18 protein-coding genes and 1 tRNA gene are annotated in these 18,665 nt (G+C 74.2%); 4 read left to right on the top strand and 15 right to left on the bottom strand.

Annotation, left to right across the window (positions count from 1 at the left end):
- Positions 1-7: 7 nt before the first annotated feature.
- From uraD to KDY119_RS15355, 13 genes are all read right to left on the bottom strand, one after another.
- Positions 8-964 carry a 2-oxo-4-hydroxy-4-carboxy-5-ureidoimidazoline decarboxylase gene (uraD, locus tag KDY119_RS19365; RefSeq protein ID WP_322619623.1) on the bottom strand — a complete coding sequence of 319 codons (957 nt, stop codon included), beginning with the start codon at positions 962-964 and terminating at the stop codon, positions 8-10.
- The gene (locus KDY119_RS15410; RefSeq protein WP_083890651.1) at positions 961-2,277 is read right to left on the bottom strand and encodes an allantoate amidohydrolase; all 1,317 of its coding nucleotides are present in this window, start codon (positions 2,275-2,277) and stop codon (positions 961-963) included. The genes uraD and KDY119_RS15410 overlap by 4 nt, the downstream gene beginning before the upstream one ends.
- The gene (locus KDY119_RS15405) at positions 2,274-3,539 is read right to left on the bottom strand and encodes a pyridoxal-phosphate-dependent aminotransferase family protein (RefSeq protein ID WP_083890650.1); all 1,266 of its coding nucleotides are present in this window, start codon (positions 3,537-3,539) and stop codon (positions 2,274-2,276) included. The genes KDY119_RS15410 and KDY119_RS15405 overlap by 4 nt, the downstream gene beginning before the upstream one ends.
- Entirely contained in the window at positions 3,536-5,155 is a 1,620-nt protein-coding gene (locus KDY119_RS15400) for an AtzH-like domain-containing protein (protein ID WP_153022509.1), read from the bottom strand. Before KDY119_RS15400 ends, KDY119_RS15405 begins: the two co-directional genes overlap by 4 nt.
- A complete protein-coding gene (locus KDY119_RS15395; protein WP_083890649.1) occupies positions 5,152-6,282 on the bottom strand; it encodes an acetamidase/formamidase family protein in 1,131 nt (376 codons plus the stop codon). The genes KDY119_RS15400 and KDY119_RS15395 overlap by 4 nt, the downstream gene beginning before the upstream one ends.
- Positions 6,279-6,908: an LOG family protein gene (locus KDY119_RS15390; protein WP_036947444.1), complete on the bottom strand. Its 630-nt coding sequence runs from the start codon at positions 6,906-6,908 to the stop codon at positions 6,279-6,281. The genes KDY119_RS15395 and KDY119_RS15390 overlap by 4 nt, the downstream gene beginning before the upstream one ends.
- 43 nt (positions 6,909-6,951) lie before the next feature.
- Positions 6,952-7,917, bottom strand: a complete 966-nt coding sequence (locus tag KDY119_RS15385) for a PDR/VanB family oxidoreductase (protein ID WP_051136298.1) — start codon at positions 7,915-7,917, stop codon at positions 6,952-6,954.
- On the bottom strand, positions 7,914-8,987 hold the full coding sequence (locus tag KDY119_RS15380) for an aromatic ring-hydroxylating oxygenase subunit alpha (RefSeq protein WP_322619622.1): 1,074 nt from the start codon (positions 8,985-8,987) through the stop codon (positions 7,914-7,916). Before KDY119_RS15380 ends, KDY119_RS15385 begins: the two co-directional genes overlap by 4 nt.
- Before the next feature lie 335 nt (positions 8,988-9,322).
- Positions 9,323-10,354: a glycine betaine ABC transporter substrate-binding protein gene (locus KDY119_RS15375; RefSeq protein WP_036947443.1), complete on the bottom strand. Its 1,032-nt coding sequence runs from the start codon at positions 10,352-10,354 to the stop codon at positions 9,323-9,325.
- A complete protein-coding gene (locus KDY119_RS15370) occupies positions 10,351-11,148 on the bottom strand; it encodes an ABC transporter permease (protein WP_153022508.1) in 798 nt (265 codons plus the stop codon). The genes KDY119_RS15375 and KDY119_RS15370 overlap by 4 nt, the downstream gene beginning before the upstream one ends.
- Positions 11,145-12,374, bottom strand: coding sequence for an ATP-binding cassette domain-containing protein (locus KDY119_RS15365; RefSeq protein WP_036947441.1), 1,230 nt, complete (start codon positions 12,372-12,374; stop codon positions 11,145-11,147). Before KDY119_RS15365 ends, KDY119_RS15370 begins: the two co-directional genes overlap by 4 nt.
- Complete coding sequence (locus tag KDY119_RS15360; protein WP_036947440.1) at positions 12,361-13,011, bottom strand: ABC transporter permease; 651 nt, start codon at positions 13,009-13,011, stop codon at positions 12,361-12,363. The genes KDY119_RS15365 and KDY119_RS15360 overlap by 14 nt, the downstream gene beginning before the upstream one ends.
- Before the next feature lie 213 nt (positions 13,012-13,224).
- Positions 13,225-13,300, bottom strand: a tRNA-Lys gene (locus KDY119_RS15355).
- A 264-nt stretch (positions 13,301-13,564) separates the two neighbouring features.
- Between KDY119_RS15355 and KDY119_RS15350 the strand changes: the two genes are divergently transcribed.
- A complete protein-coding gene (locus KDY119_RS15350; RefSeq protein ID WP_153022507.1) occupies positions 13,565-13,846 on the top strand; it encodes an iron-sulfur cluster assembly accessory protein in 282 nt (93 codons plus the stop codon).
- An 87-nt stretch (positions 13,847-13,933) separates the two neighbouring features.
- On the opposite strand, the gene KDY119_RS15345 is transcribed toward KDY119_RS15350, so the two are convergent.
- Positions 13,934-14,650, bottom strand: coding sequence for a M50 family metallopeptidase (locus KDY119_RS15345; RefSeq protein ID WP_036947439.1), 717 nt, complete (start codon positions 14,648-14,650; stop codon positions 13,934-13,936).
- A gap of 76 nt (positions 14,651-14,726) precedes the next feature.
- On the opposite strand from KDY119_RS15345, the gene KDY119_RS15340 reads away from it, so the two are divergent.
- The 3 genes from KDY119_RS15340 (at position 14,727) to msrB (ending at position 18,099) form a co-directional block, all read left to right on the top strand.
- Positions 14,727-15,776: an LLM class flavin-dependent oxidoreductase gene (locus KDY119_RS15340; protein ID WP_036947438.1), complete on the top strand. Its 1,050-nt coding sequence runs from the start codon at positions 14,727-14,729 to the stop codon at positions 15,774-15,776.
- 196 nt (positions 15,777-15,972) lie between these two features.
- Complete coding sequence (locus tag KDY119_RS15335; RefSeq protein ID WP_153022506.1) at positions 15,973-17,505, top strand: DEAD/DEAH box helicase; 1,533 nt, start codon at positions 15,973-15,975, stop codon at positions 17,503-17,505.
- 150 nt (positions 17,506-17,655) lie between these two features.
- Entirely contained in the window at positions 17,656-18,099 is a 444-nt protein-coding gene (msrB, locus tag KDY119_RS15330) for a peptide-methionine (R)-S-oxide reductase MsrB (RefSeq protein ID WP_051136297.1), read from the top strand.
- 4 nt (positions 18,100-18,103) lie between these two features.
- On the opposite strand, the gene KDY119_RS15325 is transcribed toward msrB, so the two are convergent.
- Positions 18,104-18,607, bottom strand: coding sequence for a MarR family winged helix-turn-helix transcriptional regulator (locus tag KDY119_RS15325; RefSeq protein ID WP_051136296.1), 504 nt, complete (start codon positions 18,605-18,607; stop codon positions 18,104-18,106).
- Positions 18,608-18,665: the final 58 nt, after the last annotated feature.

Here is an 18,665-nt window from a genome sequence, read left to right as displayed (position 1 = left end):
GCTGAACTCAGCTGCCGCGATAGGTCGAGTAGCCGAACGGGCTCAGCAGCAGGGGGACGTGGAGGTGGACGTCGTCGGGAGCGACGACGAAGGTGATCGTCGCCTCGGGGAAGAAGACGGCGAGGCCGTGGGACGTGAGGTAGGCCTCCGTGTCGAACGTCAGACGGTGGCGGCCCGGGGCGAGCGTGCCTGGCCCGAGGTTCCGGACGCGGCCGTCGTCGTCGGTGATGCCCGTGCCGACCTCGTGCCAGCCGTCGCCGCCGAGCGCTTCCAGACGGACCGGGACGCCCGCCGCAGGTCGGCCTGCCGCCGTGTCGAGCACGTGCGTGGTGACGAGGCTCGGGACCTCGCGAGAGCCGGCCGGGACGACCGGGACGGCCGGGGCGTCGCCCGGAGAATCGTTCGGCGCACCGATCGACCTCGTCTCCGCGGTGTCGGCGAACGTCGCGCGCAGGCGGAGCGTCATGATCTCCCGGAGCTGCTCGCCGACCGTCGCGCGCTCCTCGGCGTCGTCGAGCGTGAGCCGCCGGTCCAGCTCGGCCAGGATCTCGGCGCGCGACCGGCCCGCGGCGCGGATCAGGAAGACTCGGCCGAAGCGCTCCTCGTAGGTGCGGTTCCCCTCGGCCAGCCGGGCGGCGAGGTCGGCGTCGTCCGCGTCCGACGACGCCTGCTCGGTTCGTGAGAAGCGGGCCTCGGCGTCGCCGTGGGTCGTGGTCGGGCGCTCGCCGATCCGGGGGTGCGCCGCGAGGGCCTCGTCGATCTCGGTGTCCGTGAGCGGAGTGGCTGCCGTGACTGCCGCGTCGACGAGCTCGTCCACGGTCGGGTACGGGGATCCGGCCACGACGTCGTCGACCCAGCGCCGCACCGCGAGCGCCGGACGCAGCCTCGCGGCGAGGTCGTCGCCGGTGAGCGTGGTGAGGTCGGCGGCGAGCGTGGCGTGATCGGCAGCCGGGCCGCGGGTCACGCGCCGGCCTCCGGTGCCCGGTCCTCGTCCGTGGCGGCCGTCGACGTGTCGCCGGGCTCGAGCCGGCGGGCGAGCTGGGCCACGGTGGCGGCGAAGGCGTCGAGCGCGACGGCGACGTCGGCCTCCGTGACGATCTCGTCCGGGCTGTGACTGACTCCGCCGTTGCCGTTGCGGACGAACAGCATCCCGACGGGTGCGAGTCCCGCGACGACCATGGCGTCGTGGCCGGCGCGGGACCACAGGACCGGCGGGTCGGCGACGCCGGCTCCCTGCGCGCCGGTGCGGACGGCGTCCTGGAGCCACGGTGCGCAGGCCACGGCGTCGGCGCGGTACGTCTCGGCCGCGTCGAAACGCAGCGAGCGTGCCGCGGCGATCCGCTCCGCCGCCGTCCGGATCCGGTCCCAGGCGGCGTCGCGCGAGGCGTCGTCCTCGGCGCGCAGGTCGAGGCTGAGCTCGACTCGGCCCGGCACGACGTTGACCCCGCCCGGGAAGGCCTGAAGCTGCCCGACGGTCGCGACGACGCCGGACGACCGCCCGACCCGCTCGACCTCGAGCACGAGCTCGGCGGCGCCGACGAGCGCGTCGCGGCGCCGCTCGTACGGGGTGCCGCCCGCGTGCCCGGCGTGCCCGGTGACGGTGAGCGCGAACCGGCGTGCCCCGGCGATCGACGACACGACGGCGAGCGGCAGGTCGGCGTCCTCGAGGTGCGGGCCCTGCTCGATGTGTGCCTCGAGGTAGGCGAGCACAGAGCCCGGTCTGCGGGCGGCGTCTGCGACCCTGCCGGGGTCGAGCCCGTACGCGGTGAACGCGTCGGCGAGGGTCACGCCGTCGGCGTCGGCGAAGCTCCACCAGTCCTCGACCCACGACCCGGCGAGTGCCCGTGACCCGCTGAGCGCGCTGGCGAACCGGGTGCCTTCCTCGTCGGAGAACGCGACGACCTCGAGCGCGAACGGCAGCGCGCCGGCCCGCACGCCTCGCGCGACCTCGATCGCGAGCAGCACGCCGAGCGGCCCGTCGTACCGGCCGGCGTCGGGCACGGTGTCGATGTGGGAGCCCAGCAGCACGGCGGGCAGGCCGGGCCGCAGCCCCTCGATGCGGCCGCACACGTTCCCGGCCGCGTCCTCGTGGACGGTCAGCCCGGCCTCCCGCATCCACGCCCCGACGAGGTCCGCGGCCACGCGGTGCTCGGGGGTGAGGTGGGTGCGCTCGAGCGCGTCGGCCCGGCTGCTGATCGCGCCGAGCTCGTCGGCGCGGGCCATGATCCGCGCGGCCGCCTCGGTGGTCGCGCCCCGCGCCACGGACGTCGCGGTCATGCCGCGTCCGCGTAGCGCTCGAGCGCGGCGCCGACGCCGGCGCCCGCGGTGACGGGGACGCCGGCGGTCCGCAGCACGTGCTCGAGCGCGGCGAGCGTCGTGAGGACCGTGTCGCGCCGGGCGTTGTAGCCCATCACGCCGACCCGCCAGATCCGCCCGTGCAGCGGCCCGAACGACGTCCCGATCTCGATCGCGAAGTCCCGGAGCAGCGCGGCCCGCGCGGCCTCGCCGTCGATCCCGTCGGGGATCTCCACCCCGACGACGTTGTTCATCCGGTGCGCCTGGTCGCCGAAGAGCCGCAGCCCGAGCCCGCTCAGCCCCGCGACCATCGCCGAGCCGTGCAGCGCGTGCCGGGCGACGGCCGCGTCCATGCCCTCCTCGGCGAGCAGGCGCGCGCACTCGTGCGCGGCGTAGAGCATCGAGGTCGCCTCGGTGTGGTGGTTCAGCCGCCGCGGCCCCCAGTACTCGAGGATCTGCCCCAGGTCGAGGTAGTTGGAGCGGATCCGGTCGACGGCGTCGGGGTCGTCGTCCGTGAGGACGCGGAGCCCGGCCTCGACGCTGGACCTGCGCCGGACGACCTCCACTGCACGGTCGGACAGGCTCACGGGCGACGACCCCGACGGGCCGGCGAGGCACTTCTGGAGGCCCGCGGTCGCGGCGTCCACGCCCCAGCCGTCCATCGCGAACGTGTTGCCCCCGAGCGACGCGGTGACGTCGGCGTACAGCAGCACGCCCCGTTCGCGGCAGACGGCGCCGATCTCCTCGAGCGGCTGCGCGACGGTCGTCGAGGTGTCGCCGTGCACGAGCGCGAGCAGGTGCGGCCGGACCTCGTCGAGCGCGGCCACGAGCTCGGACGTCGGGAAGACGGTGCCCCACTCGCGCTCGATCACGTGCACCTCGGCCCCGGCGCGCTCCGCGATCTCGCGGAGCAGGTGCCCGAACCGTCCGAACACCGGGACGAGGACGCGGTCGCCGGGGGAGACGAGCGACACGATCGCCGCCTCGATCCCGGCGCGGGACGTGCCGTCGACCAGGAGGGTCGCGTCGTTGGTGGTCCGGAAGACGGTGCGGTACAGCTCCTGCGTCTGCGCCATGTACTGCGTCATCACGGGGTCGTACTGGCCGACGAGCGAGGCGGACATCGCGCGCAGGACCCGCGGGTCGGCGTCGATGGGACCGGGGCCCATGAGGAGCCGGCGCGGCGGGTCGATCGCAGGCGAGGGCGTTGCCGTGGCGGGGGCACGGGTGTCGAGCGTCGTCATGCGCCCATCCTCTCGGGTCGGGGCGACGTGGTCTCCTCGGTGGCCTCCTCGCGGCGCGCGGGTCGCAGCGCGGCCGCGACCTGCCGGGCGAGCGCGAGGGTCGCGAGGTCGCCGTCGCGCGCGCCGACGAGCCCGAGACCGACGGGCGCGCCGTCGACCGTCAGCACGGGCGCGGAGACGGCCGGACGGCCGGTGATCCCGGCCACGCACGTGAGGCGCAGCGTCGCCGCGCGGCTCGCCTCGACGACCGCCGACGGCGCGGCCGCGTCGGGGGCGGGCGACGACGTCGAGGGGAGCAGGAGGACCCGTCCCGCGGCGCGGTCCTCGATCCGGTCGCAGGCCTCGGTGACGGCGCGGTCGGCTGCGGCGGCCTCGTCGGCGGTGACCCGGGAGGCGGCCGCGAAGCGGGCGGCGACCTCCGTGCCGAGCGCGCCAGGGTGCGCCTCGACCCAGGCGCCGTGCTGCTGCCACGCCTCGAACGCCTGCGTGACCCGGAACGCCTCGTACAGCTCGCCGAGGTCGCCGACGTCCACCGCGACGGGGTCGACGTCGAAGCCGGCCGGCCCGAGGGCTGCGACCGCGTCACGGAACGCGGCGGCGACCGGCTCCTCCAGCCCCGCCGACCACAGGTCGACGACGGCGAGGCGGCCGGCCCCGGCGCGCTGGGGTGCCCCCGCGAGGCCGACGCACGCGACGTCGAGGAGGGTCGCGGCGTCGCGGGCGAGCCAGCCCACGGTGTCGTAGCGCGGCGCCAGCGGGACGAGGCCGTCGCGGGGGACCGCGCCGTGCGTCGTCCGCAGACCCCACAGGCCCTGGTAGGACGCCGGGACGCGGATCGAGCCCGCCGTGTCGGTCGCGAGCCCGACGTCGGCCTGGCCGAGGGCGACCGCCGTCGCGGGACCGTTCGACGAGCCCCCCGGAAGGCCCCCGGGGACGGCCGGGTTGACGGGGGTGCCGTAGTGCGGGTTGCGGCCCGCGACGCTGTACGCGAGCTCGTCGGTGCGCGCGATCCCGACGACGCTCGCCCCCGCGTCGAGCAGCGCCTGCACGGCGGGCGCGTGCGCAGGCTCGACCGTGCGCCCGGTGAGGAACGACGGTACGCCCGCCCCGATCGCGTGCCCCGCGACCGCGAACAGGTCCTTGACCGCGACGCTCCGCCCGCGCAGCGGCCCGTCCGGCCGGCCCGCGACGAGCGGGGTCCCTGCGACGCGCCACACGCTCGGGTCGAGCGCCCCGGACGGCGTGTGGCTCACGTGCGCCGCGGCGACCTGCCAGCCCGCCGCGCTCCGCCGCCAGAGCTGGGTCTGCTGGCCGACGCCGCCCGCGTCGTTCCGGGTCACGGCGACGACCAGGGCGGCGTCGTCCGCGGCGCGCCGCACGTGGACCTGCGTGATGGTGCGCCTGGGGGCCCCGCCGCGGGCCGCGCGGAACGCCGCGATGCGGTCGTGCCCGACGAGCAGCCCGGACGCGTCGCCCCTCAAGGTCTCCGGGCCCGGGGCGAAAAGCCGGTCGAGGGCGCCGACGTCGTCGGCCATCAGCGCGGCCTCGTACGCCCAGAACGCCTCGGTGAGGCCGGCGGGGGCCGGGTCGCCCTCGAAGGTCGCCGCGCCGCTCATGCCACCTCCGCGATGGCGATGCGGGCGTGCACGCCCTTGACGCGGTCGACGACCTGGGAGATGTCGAAGTCCGTCGACGCGCTCAGGTAGGCCAGGGCGTGCGCGCGGTCGAAGCCGAATCGCGCCGTGAGGAGGTCGATGGCGTGGCGGACGCACTGGCGCACCGCCTCGTCGAGGTCCTCGTCGAGCCCGGTCGGCACCAGATGCGTCGGGGTCTCGACGAGCGGGCCGTCGAGCCGCCCGAACCGTTCCTCCGCGATCGCCGCAGGCATGACGTCGAACCGCACCGTGGCCCGCAGCGAGCCCTCGACGGCGGTCAGCGCGACCTCGCCGTCCCCCTGCGCGAAGTGGGGGTCCCCGACGTAGGCGAGCGCGCCCGGCACCTGCACCGGCAGGTGGAGCGCCGAGCCCGCGGTGAGCAGACGGATGTCGACGTTGCCGCCGTGCGGCCCGGGCGGGACGGAGTGCGCGCGCGCCTCGGTCGCGGTCGCGACGCCCATGATCCCGAGGAACGGCGCGGCCGGGAACTCGACCGTCCGCCCGTCGCGGCCCCGCGGCATGCTGAGCCGGTACGCGCCGGGCGCACCGTCGTCGGGGGCGAGCCGGGTGAACACGCTCACGGTCCCGGGTCCCTCGGGCAGCTCGCCCGGGAGCGCGCCGCGACCGTGCCGGTTCGACACGACGCCGTACCCCACGCGCGGGACCGTCTCCACGACCGTCATGGTGAGCACGTCGCGCGGCTGGGCCCCGCGCACCGCGATCGGACCCGTGACGACGTGCGGGCCGTCGTCGTCCGGGTCGCGGGGGCTCCGCGAGGCGGCGAGCGCGATCCCGTCCGCGAGGACCTCGTCCGGCTCGACGCCGTGACCCGCGAAGAACGCGAGCGGGTCGCGGCCCTGGTCCTCGAGCAGGCCCTCGTGGCTGATGGTGTCGATGGTGACCTCGGTGCCGGGGTCGATCGTCAGGACGGGGGTGTCGGACGCGCAGGGGAGCCGGCCCCACAGCACGTGCGGCGGCTCGGCGCTCAGGTACACCGGGGCGCGCACCGGTCCCTCGCCCGGCTGGAGGGCGGGCACGGCGGTCGTCGTGGTGGTCGTGGTCGTCGCCTTCGGGGTGGTCGTGGTCACGGTGCCACCGTCGCAGCCATCCGGTCCGCCATCTCGGCGCCGGGCGAGGCGTCGGAGCGTGCGGGCGGCCGGTACGTCCGCAGGCGTTCGAGGGCGTCGTCGACGTCGTCCGCCACGACGAGCATGTCGACGTACCGCGGGTGCGTGAACCCGCGGTCGCGCATCCCCGCGACGAACGCCAGGAGCGGGTCGAAGTACCCGCCGACGTTGAGGACGCCGCACGGCTTCTCGTGCAGCCCGAGCTGAGCCCACGTCCACTGCTCGGTGAGCTCCTCGAGCGTGCCGGGGCCGCCGGGGAGCGCGAGGAAGCCGTCGGCGCGCTCGGACATGATCGTCTTGCGCTCGTGCATCGAGTCGACCAGGACGAGGTCGGTGAGCTCCTCGTGCACGGCCTCGCGGGCCTGGAGCGCGGTGGGGATGACCCCGGTGACGTGCGCTCCCGCCCGCAGGGCGGCGTCGGCCACGGCGCCCATGAGGCCCACGTGGCCGCCGCCGTAGACGAGGTCCATGCCGTGCCGGGCGAGCCCCTGCCCGACGGCCACGGCCGCTGCGCGGTACAGCGGGTCGTGGCCGGGCGCGGACCCGCAGAACACCGTGAGGGTGAAGCGTCGGGATGCAGGCGTCATGGGGCCTTCTCTCGCTCGGATCGGACGGTCGGGTCGGCCGCGGTCAGACGGCCAGGGTCAGGACGGGGGTCTGCGAGCGCGAGCAGCACACGTTGACCTGCGTGTTCGCGGCGTGCTCGTCGGCGGTCTGCACCTCGTCGCGGTGCTCCGGGACCCCGTCGACGACGCCCGTGAGGCACGAGCCGCAGATGCCCTGCTCGCACGACAGGACGACGTCGTAGCCGTGCCGCTGCAGCACCGCGGCGATGGTCTCGTCCTCGCCGACCGGCATCGCGCGGCCCGACGACGCGGCCACGACCGTGAACGCCTCGCCGCCCGTCTCGACGGGCACAGACCGCTCGAAGTGCTCGACGTGCACGTCGGCGCGCGGCCACTCGAGCGCCGACGCGCACGCCGTCGCCGACGCGGTGAGGCCGAGCGGGCCGCACACGTAGAGCGCGAAGCCCGGTCGCGGCCGCGGGACGACGGCGGGTGCGTTGCCGCGGAAGCTGTCGCCGTACGAGCTGAAGTGCGTGACCACCCGGTCGCGCCAGGGGCGCGAGCCGAGGTGCGCGGCGAGCGGCAAGGTGCCGGGCGACCGTGTGTACACGTGCAGCTCGAACGATCGGCCCTCCCGGTGCAGGCGCTCGGCCATCGCGACGAGCGGCGTCAGCCCGATCCCACCCGCCACGAGGACGCTGTGCTCGGCGTCCGGGTCGAGCGCGAACGTGTTCCGGGGGGCCGAGACCTGCAGCCGGGTCCCCGGCCGCACGGTGTCGTGGACGGCGGCCGACCCACCCCGGCCCGCCCGCTCGCGGAGCACGCCGACGACGTAGCGGTCCGGGTCGTCGTCGCTGCCGAGGAGCGAGTACTGCCGGACGAAGCCGCCCACGTGCAGGTCGACGTGCGCGCCGGCCTCGAACGGCGGGAGGTGGCCCGCGCCGTCGGGCAGCAGCTCGACGAGCACGACGCGCTCGCCGTCCGCCACGACCCGTCCGACGACGACGTCCAGGAGCTCCGGGGCACTCATGCCGTGAAGAACGCGCTCAGGCCCACGTCGCGCAGCGAGCGGCGGTAGGCGATCGACGACCGGTCGGCGGGGATGTGCACCTCGAGCTTCGGGTCGAGGGGGAGGTTCTCGGGCTTCTGGTTCTCGACCATGGCCCGGTCCTCCTCGAAGACCTGCCGGTTGAAGTCGTAGACGTCCTGGACGGGCTTGTCGGTGTCGAAGTTGCGGCACCGCGCGTCGAACAGGCGGGTCTTGCGCGCCGAGACGGGCGACGCGGCGTTCATCATGCTGAGGCGCGCGCCCTCGGGGAAGTGCACCACCAGCGACGCGGTGAACGGCACGTGCAGGCGGTAGTGGCGCAGCCAGAGGAACCCGTCGGGGATGTCGGCCTCGACGCCGAGGGGGACGTTGCCCATGCTCGACCAGTACTCGGTCTCGAAGCCGTCCGGCGTCGAGACGGGCGTGTAGTCGGGCACGACCGGGTTGGACGAGTCCGCGAACGACTTCTCGTGCACGAACGCGAAGTGCGCGACGTCGAGGAACCCCTCGACCTGGCGTCCCGCGAACGCCTCGATGTCGATCCACGGGCAGTTGATCTGCTGGAAGCCGGCGTCGTCCCAGTGCGGGACCGGCGGGATGTCGGGCTCGTCGCCCGGCGCGGCGGCCAGGCACGCCCACACCAGCCCGTAGCGCTCGACGGCGCCGTACGCGCGCAGGTGCATCCGCTCGGGGATCTTGTCGTCCGGGTGGGCGGGGATCGCGGTGCAGCGGCCCGCCGCCCCGAAGCGCAGCCCGTGGTACGGGCACTTGATGCCCTTCCCGTCCTGCTGGTCCTCGCCGAGGCTCAGCATCATGCCGCGGTGCGTACACAGGTTGTCGGCGACGACGACCTCGCCGTCGAACCGGTACACGACGAGCGGCACGTCGAGCAGCGTGGCGCCGAGCGGGCCCTCGGTGACCTCGTCGCTCTTCGCGACGGGGTACCAGAAGCGGGTCAGGACCCGCCAGTCGTCGGGCTCGAACGTGAGGTTGCGGGGGAGGGGGAGCGGGGCCGCGGTGGCGGCGGGTGCGTCAGGGGTCAGCAAGGACACGGGAGGCTCCTTCGGGGGTGCGGCGAGCGAGGGCTGCGACGATGACGCACGGTGGGGGCCGTCGTCGGGCGGGATGCCCGGGGCGCCGACGAGGCGCCACGGGGCTCAGACGCTCGGATGCCCGTGGGCGATGGTGCCCCGGTTCCAGCAGGACGGGCCGGACGACGAGCACCGGGGCTGCGGGAGCTGCATCGCGGCTCGCCTCCTCCCGCTCGACGTCGTTCGACCCGGCCGGCCGCCGCGTGCGGGCGACCTCGTGCCGGCGACGCTACCGAGCGGCTGTTTCGGCGTCGTTACCGCGCGGGGTCGGGCGGGGAACACACCGGCCCCGCACGTCAGGGGGCGGTGACGAACCCCTCGGAGACCATCCAGTCGAACGCGACGTCGCCCGGGTCCTCGCCGTCGACGTCGACCTTGCGGTTGAGGGACCGCATGACGTCGTTGGTGAGCTTCGGGGTCAGGCCCGAGAACACGTCCTTGATCCCCGGGTACTCGTCGAGCGTCGCGGTGTTCACGACGGGGGCCCCGTTGTAGGCGGGGAAGAAGCCCTTGTCGTCCGCGAGGACCTGGAGGTTCAGCGAGGTGATGCGGCCGTCGGTCGTGAAGACCTCGCCGAAGTTGCAGGTCCCGTCGGCGGTCGCCGTGTACACGGTGCCGGTGTCGAGGATCTTCACGTTCCGCGTCGGGACGCCGTCCTTGCCGGACGAGCCGAGCTTGAGCCCGTACTTCTCGAGCATGGGCCGGAAGCCGTCGGGCCGGGAGTTGAACTCGGACTCGACGCAGAACGTCCGCTGCGACACGGGCAGGTCCTTGAGCTGCGAGAGCTTCGTGATGCCGCCGAGCTCGTCGACCGCGCCCGCGCGGACCGCGAGCGCGTACGTGTTGTTCATGGGGGCCGGGGGCAGCCAGGTCAGGCCGTTGGCGGCGTCCGCGTCGCGGACGGCCTCGAACTGCTTCTCGGGGTCGGGGATGCCCTCCTTGTGCCCGAGGTAGGTCAGCCACGCCGTCCCCGTGTACTCGAACGTCATGTCGGCCTTGCCGTCGAGCATGAGCTGGCGCACGGCCTGGCTGCCGGGGACGTTCGTCATGTCGGTCACGTGGAAGCCCGCGGCCGTCAGCGCGATCACCGCGATCTTGCCGAGCACGAGCTGCTCGGTGAAGTTCTTCGCCGTGACGGTGATCGCGGCGTCGTCGGGCAGGCCCTCGATGTGCTCGATGCTGCCCGGGTCCGCCTTCGGCACGTACGACGCCGCGGGCTGCAGGCCGCAGCTCGCGAGGGCCGTCCCAACGGCGGCCGTGAGGGCGACGACGGCGACGCGGAGCCCCGTGGTACGCAGCCCGGCCGGGGTGGGGGCGCCGCGGCTCATCGGTCCAGCCCCTTCGGCCGGGCCACGTGCTCGACGAGGCGGCCCAGCCAGTCGACGAGCAGGGCGAGCAGGGCGATGAGGAGCGCGCCGGAGACCAGGACGCGGGGCAGGAACAGGTTCACGCCGGTCGTGATCAGCAGGCCGAGCCCGCCGCCGCCGATGAACGTGGCGAGCGCGGCCGAGCCCGCGAGCAGGACGAGCGCCGTCCGGGTGCCGGCGAGCATGATCGGGACGGCGAGCGGCAGCTCGATCCGGACGAGCACGCCGAACGAGCTCATCCCCATCCCGCGCGCGGCCTCGACGAGCACCGGGTCCACGCTCTGGATCCCGAGCATGGTGTTGCGCAGCACGGGCAGCGCCGCGTAGATCACGAGGGCGACGACGGCCGTCCAGTAGGAGAACCCGAGCCAGAACGCGAGCAGCACGACGAGCCCGATCGCGGGCGCGGCCTGGCCGACGTTCGCGACCGCGAGCACCGCACCGCTCGCCCGGACGAACGGGCGCCGGGTCAGGAGGATCCCGAGCGGGATCATCACGACGAGCACGATCACGGCCGACACGAACGTCAGCGACAGGTGCTGCAGGGTGTACCGGAGGAGGTCGTGTCCGTTGAGCGTGGACCTCTCGGTCGCGGTGAGGTCGGCCCGGTTCAGCCACACGAGGTAGAGGCCGAAGACCGCGAGGACGACGAGCGGCTGGATCAGGAGCCCCCGCCAGGACGTGTCGCGCGGCGTGTCGGGTGCGCGGTCCGGGCCCGCGCCGGGGGCCGCGGTCGCGTCGGCGACGGCGCTCACGCGGGCTCCTCGGCCGCGGCGGGCTCCTCAGGGCGTTCGTTGGTGCCGATGGGCGTGTCCTCGTCGTCCGCCCCGGAGGCCTCGCGCGCCGCGGCGATCGCGTCCATGATCACCTCGACCGTGATGACCCCGACGAACGCGTCGTGCCGGCCGGTCACGAGCGCCGCGCCGGCGCTCGAGACGAGCATCGTGTCGAGCGCGTCCTGGAGGGTGGCCGTCGAGCCGACGACGGGCAGGTCCGGGTCGAGCCCGCCGGGCACCTGGGTGGTGCGTCCGAGGCTGCGCAGGCTCGGCCAGCGCAGGGGGCGCTCGCGGTCGTCGAGCACGACGACGTGGCCGTGCCCCGCCTCCCGTGCCCGGGCGAGCGCGTCGGCCGACGACGTCCCCGGGGCCACCGTGACGGCGTCGGCGAGCTGCACGTCCCGCACGCGGGTCAGGGTGAGCTGCTTGAGGCCGGCACCCGAGCCGATGAAGTGCTCGACGAACTCGTCCGCCGGGTCGGCGAGGATCCGGTCCGGGGTGTCGTACTGGACGATGTGCCCGCCCTCGCGGAACACGACGATCCAGTCCCCGAGCTTGACCGCCTCGTCGAAGTCGTGGGTGACGATGACGATCGTCTTCTGCAGGTCCTCCTGGATGCGCAGGAGCTCCTCCTGGAGCCGCTGGCGGGTGATCGGGTCGACCGCGCCGAACGGCTCGTCCATGAGGAGGACGGGCGGGTCGGCGGCGAGCGCCCGGGCGACGCCGATGCGCTGCTGCTGCCCGCCCGACAGCTCGCGCGGGTAGCGGTCGCGGTAGAGCGCCGGGTCGAGCGAGACGAGGTCGAGGAGGTCGTCGATGCGCGCGGAGATCCGGTCCTTCGACCAGCCGAGCATCTTCGGGACGGTCGCGATGTTCTGCGCGACGGTCATGTGCGGGAACAGGGCGGCGCCCTGGACGACGTAGCCGATCCGGCGCCGCAGGTCGTCACCCTTGATCGTCGTGACGTCCTCGTCGCCGACGACGATCCGCCCGCGCGTCGGCTCGATCAGGCGGTTGATCATCTTCATGGTCGTCGTCTTGCCGCAGCCGGACGGTCCGACGAGCATGACGATCTTCCCGGCGGGGATCTCGAGGGTCAGGTTGTCGACGGCTGCGCCGTGCTGGCCCGCGTAGGTCTTGGTGACCTGGTCGAGCAGGATCTTCTGGCCGGAGACCTCGGTCGTGGGGGAGTCAGCTGCGGACACGGATACCTCGCGAGACGGTCAGTCGGCCGAGGCCGACGAGGAGGAGGTCGAGGACGAAGGCGAGCAGGACGACGCCCACGACGCCCACGACGACCGAGTTCAGGGAGTTCGCGCCGCCCAGCCGGGACAGGCCCGAGAAGATGAAGCCGCCGAGCCCGGGGCCGAGCGCGTACGCGGTCACGGCGGCGATGCCCATGACCATCTGCGCGGAGACCCGCAGGCCCGCGAGGATCACGGGCCAGGCCAGGGGGAGCTCGATGCGGAGCATGACGCGTGTGCGGCTCATCCCGACGCCGCGCGCCGCCTCGACGATCTGCGGGTCCACCTGCCCGAGGCCGACGACGGCGTTGCGCAGCACGGGGAGCGTCGCGAAGAAGGTCACGACGATCACGGAAGGCAGGACACCGAACCCGAACGGGGCGATCAGTAGCCCGATGAGCGCGAACGACGGGATGGTGAGGCCGATGGCGGACACCCCGTTGGCCAGCGCCCTCGCCCACGGCACGCGGTAGACGGCGAACGCGATCACGAGCGTGATCACCAGCGCGAGGACGAGGCACTGGACCACGAGCCACAGGTGCTGCCAGGACGCGAACCAGATCTGGTCCCAGCGGTCCGTCACGTACGTCCAGAACACCCCAGCACCTCGATCGCACCCGTTACGTATCTGCACCGTCTGTCTCGCGTCGGGTACCAGTGAAGCAAAGGTCACGAGATTTTGCGCGATGTGCCACGCTCGTCAGGTTTGCCCCGCGTGTCGGTTCAGGCTCTGCCGTCCGCCGGTGAGGGCTCCTGATCGTGGTGGGCCGCACCTCGCGTGGAGCCAGGGGCCGGGAGCCGTCGGAAACACTGGTGGGCCCCGTGGGGCTCGAACCCACAACCTACGGATTAAAAGTCCGCAGCTCTGCCAATTGAGCTAGAGGCCCGGGCGCGGCTGACCGGCCCGCGGCGAGTCTACGCGGGGCGCCTCCGCCTGGGTCCAGGAGGTCGGTGCCCGCTCACCGGCACCGGGTCGCGCGGACCCTAGAGGACCCGCCGCACCCTGTGCACGCCCCGTCCCGCTCAGCGGGAAGATCCGGGCAGAACACCCCGAAGCGCTTGCTCGGGGGTCGGGCCGGATGCTCGGGTGGAGACGTCAGCGAGGCCCGCCCCCCGGGGCACGGCCCTCACCGGAAACGAGAGGAGCAGCCATGCTCACCCTGACCGAGAACGCCCGTACCGCTGTCGTCGGACTCGCCTCCCAGGCCGGGGTCGGCCCTGACGGTGGCCTCCGCATCGCGGAGTCGCAGTCCGTCGCCGGCAGCCTCGAGCTCGCTGTCGTGCCCCAGCCGCAGGCCGACGACCAGGTGGTCGTCGAGGACGAGGCCCGCGTCTTCGTGGATGCTGCGACCGCGCCGGCGCTCGACAAGCTCACGCTCGACACCGACCCGGCGGCGTCCGGGACCGCGTTCGTCCTCGCGCCCCAGCCCTGAGCCGGGACGTGAGACCCGCGCCCGGGTCGTGACCGGGCGCCACGAAGGCCCGACGGCGCTGCGCCGTCGGGCCTTCTCACGGCCGTATCACGGCCAGAGCAGCCGTCCGCCGACGACGGCGCACCCGACGGTGACGAGACCGAACACGATCACCCACAAGATCCCGGGGACGCCGGTCAGTCGAGCCAGCAGGTCCGCGTCGGACGACCGTGCCCGCCCGCGCGAGCGGTCTGCCTGCAGCTCCACGACGGGTCGGACGGCGCCGAGCAGCAGGAACCAGCTCAGCGTCCACGCGATCGCGACCTGCCACCGCACGTCGAGCCACCAGGTCACGACGAACAGCAGCACGCCGGTCACGAGGACCGACCACAGCCCGTACCAGTTCCGGATCTGCAGGAGCAGCAGGGTGAGAGCGACGAGGACGAGCCACAGCACGCCGACCCCGTACCCGCGGCTGGTCAACCACGCGGCGCCGAGCCCCAGCACGCCCGGGCCGACGTAGCCGGCGAACCCGGTCGCGACCATCCCGAACCCGCGCGTCCGGCCCTTCGAGACCGTGAGGCCCGAGGTGTCCGAGTGCAGCCGGATCCCCGCCAGCCGCCGACCGCACAGCACGGCCACCAGCCCGTGCGCCCCCTCGTGCGCGATGGTGATGACGTTCCGCGCGACCCGCCAGACCGGGGTCACGAGCACGACGAGCGCCGCGACGGCGGCCGCGGTGAGCGCGACCCGCGCGTCGGGCAGGGGAGCGGCGGTGGTGGCGCGATGCCAGATGTCGGTGAGGACGTCGGTCACGGCGCCCATCGAACCATGCCGCTGCGTGGGGACCCTGAGGGCCGCGGTGCGGAATGCGCGCCCGGGCCTCGCGGTTGCCCCGAGCATGACCGACCGTGCGTTCCGGCTGTCCGTGCTCGACCTCGTCCCCGTCCGTTCCGACCAGTCCACGTCGGACGCCCTCGCGGCGACCGTCGCGCTGGCCCGGACCGCCGACGACCTGGGTTTCACCCGCTACTGGCTGGCCGAGCACCACAACATGCGTGCTGTCGCGGCGACCAACCCGCCGGTGCTCATGGCGCTCGTCGGGTCGGCGACGTCCCGCATCCGGGTCGGGTCGGGCGGTGTGATGCTGCCCAACCACGCACCGCTCGTGGTCGCCGAGCAGCTCGCCCTGCTCGAGGCGGCGTTCCCCGGCCGCGTCGACCTGGGCATCGGCCGGGCGCCCGGCAGCGACCCCGTGACGAGCCACCTGCTGCGACGCGGCGTCCGGCCCGACGACGGCGTGGACGCCTTCCCCGACGACGTCGCCACGGTCGCCGGGCTCCTCGCGCCCGGCGGCGTGTCGTTGGCGCTCGGGTCGCAGCGCTACGACCTCGCGGCGACCCCGCGGGCCACCACCGAGCCGACGATCTGGCTGCTCGGCTCCTCGATGTACTCCGCGCAGCTCGCGGCCGCGAACGGCCTCCCGTACGTCTTCGCGAACCACTTCGGGGGCGGCGGCACGCTCGAGGCGCTCGCGGCCTACCGCTCGCAGTTCCGCCCGTCGGAGCACCTCGCCGAGCCGCGGACGATCGGCGTCGTGAACGCCGTCGTCGCCGAGACGACCGAGGAGGCGCGGCGCCTGGCACTGCCGCAGGCCCGCAGCATGTGGCGGCTGCGCTCGGGTGGCCCGCTCGCTCCGCAGGAGCTCGTGGAGGACGCGGAGGCCGCCCCGCTGGCCCCCGCCGACCAGGCGGCCGCGGACCGGCTCGCGCAGACCTGGATCGTCGGGTCGCCCGACGAGGCCGCCGCTCGGGTCCGCGCCGTCGCCGACGAGCTGCGCACCGACGAGGTGATGGTCGCCCTCGTGGCCGGGGCGCACACGGGCACGCCGGCGACGTCGTCCCCGGCGCGCGAGGAGACCCTGCGGCTGCTGGCCGCGGCCCTGCTCTGAGGACGTCCGGGTCCCGGTGTGGGACAATGGTCATGAGGTGGCGCGACTTCCCGCGCGCCTGACGTCGTGGAGATTCCCCCGAGACCCTCGCGCGGCGACCACGACCTACCCAACTCGTCCGGCCGGACCACCGGCCGACGAGCACGCGTGCGCGCGGCCGTCGGCAGGTCCGGGAGCCGGACGCGAGAGGCTTCACATGACATCCCGATTCACCGACTTCGCCCTGCCCGCCGCCGTCGTGCGCGCGCTGGCCGACCAGGGCATCGAGTCCCCGTTCCCCATCCAGACGGCGACGCTCCCCGACACGCTCGCCGGGCGTGACGTGCTCGGCCGCGGCCGCACCGGTTCCGGCAAGACGCTCGCGTTCTCGCTCCCGGTCGTGACGCGCCTCGCGGCGTCGGGCACCCGCCGTCAGGCCCGTCGGCCCCGGGCGCTCATGCTGGCCCCGACCCGCGAGCTCGCCAACCAGATCGACGCGACCCTCGCGCCCCTCGCGAACGCGCTGGGGCTGCGCACCACGACCGTCTTCGGCGGGGTGGGGCAGGGCAAGCAGGTCGCCGCGCTCGACGCCGGCGTCGACGTCCTCGTCGCGTGCCCCGGCCGCCTCGAGGACCTCCTCAACCAGAAGCTCCTCACGCTCGACGGCATCGAGATCACCGTGCTCGACGAGGCCGACCACATGGCCGACCTCGGGTTCCTGCCCGGCGTGAAGCGCATCATGGACCGCACCCCGAAGCAGGGCCAGCGGCTCCTGTTCTCCGCGACGCTCGACAACGGCGTGGACAAGATCGTCCAGCGCTACCTGCACGAGCCCGTCACGCACGCCGTCGACCCGGCCGCCGCGCCCGTCGCCGAGATGACGCACCACGTCCTGCTCCTCGCCGACGCCGGTGTGAAGAAGCAGCTCGTCCACGACCTCGCGTCCGGGACCGGCCGCCGGGTCCTGTTCATGCGCACCAAGCACCAGGCCAAGAAGCTCGCCAAGCAGCTCACCGCCGACGGCGTCCCCGCCGTCGAGCTGCACGGGAACCTCGGCCAGGGCGCGCGTGAGCGCAACCTCGAGGCCTTCACGTCGGGCGCCGTCAAGGTGCTCGTCGCCACGGACATCGCGGCGCGCGGCATCCACGTCGACGAGGTCGAGCTCGTCGTGCACGTCGACCCGCCCGCCGAGCACAAGGCGTACCTGCACCGCTCGGGGCGCACCGCGCGAGCCGGGTCGGGCGGCGACGTCGTGACGCTCGTCCTGCCCGAGCAGACCGGCGACGTCAAGGACCTCCTGCGCAAGGCACGGATCAAGGCGGCGCCGCGGCGCGCCGGCGTCGGCGACCCGCAGGTCGAGGCGCTGATCGGCGAGCGCGCCGCCTACGTGGCGCCCGTCGCGCCGCCCGCGCCCCAGCAGCGGGGAGGCTCGAAGCCCGCGGGCGCTGCGTCGTCGTCGGGCGGGAGCACGTCCGGGCGTCGCCGCCGGGGCCGTGGCGGCTCGGGTGACGCAGGCGGCGCCCAGCAGCAGGGCACCCGTGGCCAGGGCCAGCGGCAGTCCGCGCAGCCGGCCCAGGCGCAGCGCACGACGGCGCAGCCCGCCGGGGCGCGCAGCGGTTCCGGGCGTCCGTCGAACGGCGCGCAGGCCGGTGGCTCGTCCTCCGGTGGCGGTCGTCGTCGCGGTGGTCGCGGTCGGGCCCAGCGTGGTGCCGGCAGCCCGACCGTCTACTCGACGTCCACGCCCCGCTGACCCCTCCGCCGAGTGTGACGCTGGGTTCGCCGAGTGTGACGCGGGCGTCGCACTCGGCGGGCGGGACGTCGCACTCGGCGAACCCGGCGTCGCACTCGGCGGGCGGAACACGTCGGTGCACCCGAGGGTTGGAACTGGCGGAGGTGCCTGATGTCCCTGAACAACCTGTTCTCCCAGCCGAGCCCCGCGAACGGCTACGAGGTCACCAAGACCGACGCCGAGTGGAAGGCAGAGCTCGACCCCCAGGAGTACGCGGTGCTGCGCCACGCGGCCACCGAGCGTCCGTGGACGGGTGAGCTGCTCGACGAGAAGCGCACCGGCGTGTACCGGTGCCGGGCGTGCGGCCAGGAGCTGTTCCGTTCCGACACCAAGTTCGACTCCCACTGCGGGTGGCCGAGCTTCTTCAAGCCGCAGGACTCGGACGCCGTGGAGCTGATCGAGGACCGCACCCACGGCATGGTGCGCACCGAGGTGCGGTGCGCGCGCTGCGGCTCGCACCTGGGGCACGTCTTCGACGACGCGCCCCAGACCCCGACCGGCGACCGCTACTGCATGAACTCGGTGTCGTTGAGCTTCGAGCCGACCGGGGCCTGAGCGGCTACTCGGCCGACCGGCCCCGTACCTCGTCGACGCTCGCGCTGTAGCGGGCGAGCAGGTCCGCGAGGGTGGAGACGTCGTCGTCGGGCCAGTCGGCGAAGACCTCGGAGAGGTACTGCAGGCGCGCGGCACGCGCCGCCTCGACGTGGGCGTGGCCCGACTCGCTCGCGGTGAGGAGCTGGCCGCGGTTGTCCTCCGGGTCGACCGCCCGGTGGATGAGGCCGAGCTCGTCGAGGCGGCTGAGCTGGCGCGAGATCGTCGCCCGGCCGATGCCGAACCGGCGGGCGAGCTCGGTGGCGTGGACGCCCGGCTCGGCCGCGATGATCGCGAGCAGGGGGTAGGCGCTCGCGTCGAGGTCCGGGTGGATGCGTCGTGCGAGCTCGGCCTGGGCCGCTGCGGCGCGCCGCAGTACGACCCGGAGCTCCTGCTCGACGCGGTTGAGAGGCGTGCGGGCGGCGTCGCCCGTCGTGGCCGGGGTGGGACCGGCGGTGCTGCCAGTAGTCATGCGGACCATTGTGACGGCAACGGGGCGGCTACCACCACAGTGGTAGCCGCCCCGTTCT

It is taken from the genome of Luteimicrobium xylanilyticum (assembly GCF_009429125.1).
Classification (GTDB): Bacteria; Actinomycetota; Actinomycetes; order Actinomycetales; family Cellulomonadaceae; genus Luteimicrobium; species Luteimicrobium xylanilyticum.
The sequence above is the reverse complement of the archived record's forward strand: the minus strand, read 5'-3'. Positions and strand labels throughout refer to the sequence as shown.

Excerpts from the sequence above, each read along its gene's own strand:
- KDY119_RS15410 (WP_083890651.1), bottom strand. The coding sequence starts at position 2,277 with ATGACCGCGACGTCCGTGGCGCGGGGCGCGACCACCGAGGCGGCCGCG.
- KDY119_RS15405 (WP_083890650.1), bottom strand. The coding sequence starts at position 3,539 with ATGACGACGCTCGACACCCGTGCCCCCGCCACGGCAACGCCCTCGCCT.
- KDY119_RS15400 (WP_153022509.1), bottom strand. The coding sequence starts at position 5,155 with ATGAGCGGCGCGGCGACCTTCGAGGGCGACCCGGCCCCCGCCGGCCTC.
- KDY119_RS15390 (WP_036947444.1), bottom strand. The coding sequence starts at position 6,908 with ATGACGCCTGCATCCCGACGCTTCACCCTCACGGTGTTCTGCGGGTCC.
- KDY119_RS15385 (WP_051136298.1), bottom strand. The coding sequence starts at position 7,917 with ATGAGTGCCCCGGAGCTCCTGGACGTCGTCGTCGGACGGGTCGTGGCG.
- KDY119_RS15375 (WP_036947443.1), bottom strand. The coding sequence starts at position 10,354 with ATGAGCCGCGGCGCCCCCACCCCGGCCGGGCTGCGTACCACGGGGCTC.
- KDY119_RS15350 (WP_153022507.1), top strand. The coding sequence starts at position 13,565 with ATGCTCACCCTGACCGAGAACGCCCGTACCGCTGTCGTCGGACTCGCC.
- KDY119_RS15345 (WP_036947439.1), bottom strand. The coding sequence starts at position 14,650 with ATGGGCGCCGTGACCGACGTCCTCACCGACATCTGGCATCGCGCCACC.
- KDY119_RS15340 (WP_036947438.1), top strand. The coding sequence starts at position 14,727 with ATGACCGACCGTGCGTTCCGGCTGTCCGTGCTCGACCTCGTCCCCGTC.
- KDY119_RS15335 (WP_153022506.1), top strand. The coding sequence starts at position 15,973 with ATGACATCCCGATTCACCGACTTCGCCCTGCCCGCCGCCGTCGTGCGC.
- msrB (WP_051136297.1), top strand. The coding sequence starts at position 17,656 with ATGTCCCTGAACAACCTGTTCTCCCAGCCGAGCCCCGCGAACGGCTAC.
- KDY119_RS15325 (WP_051136296.1), bottom strand. The coding sequence starts at position 18,607 with ATGACTACTGGCAGCACCGCCGGTCCCACCCCGGCCACGACGGGCGAC.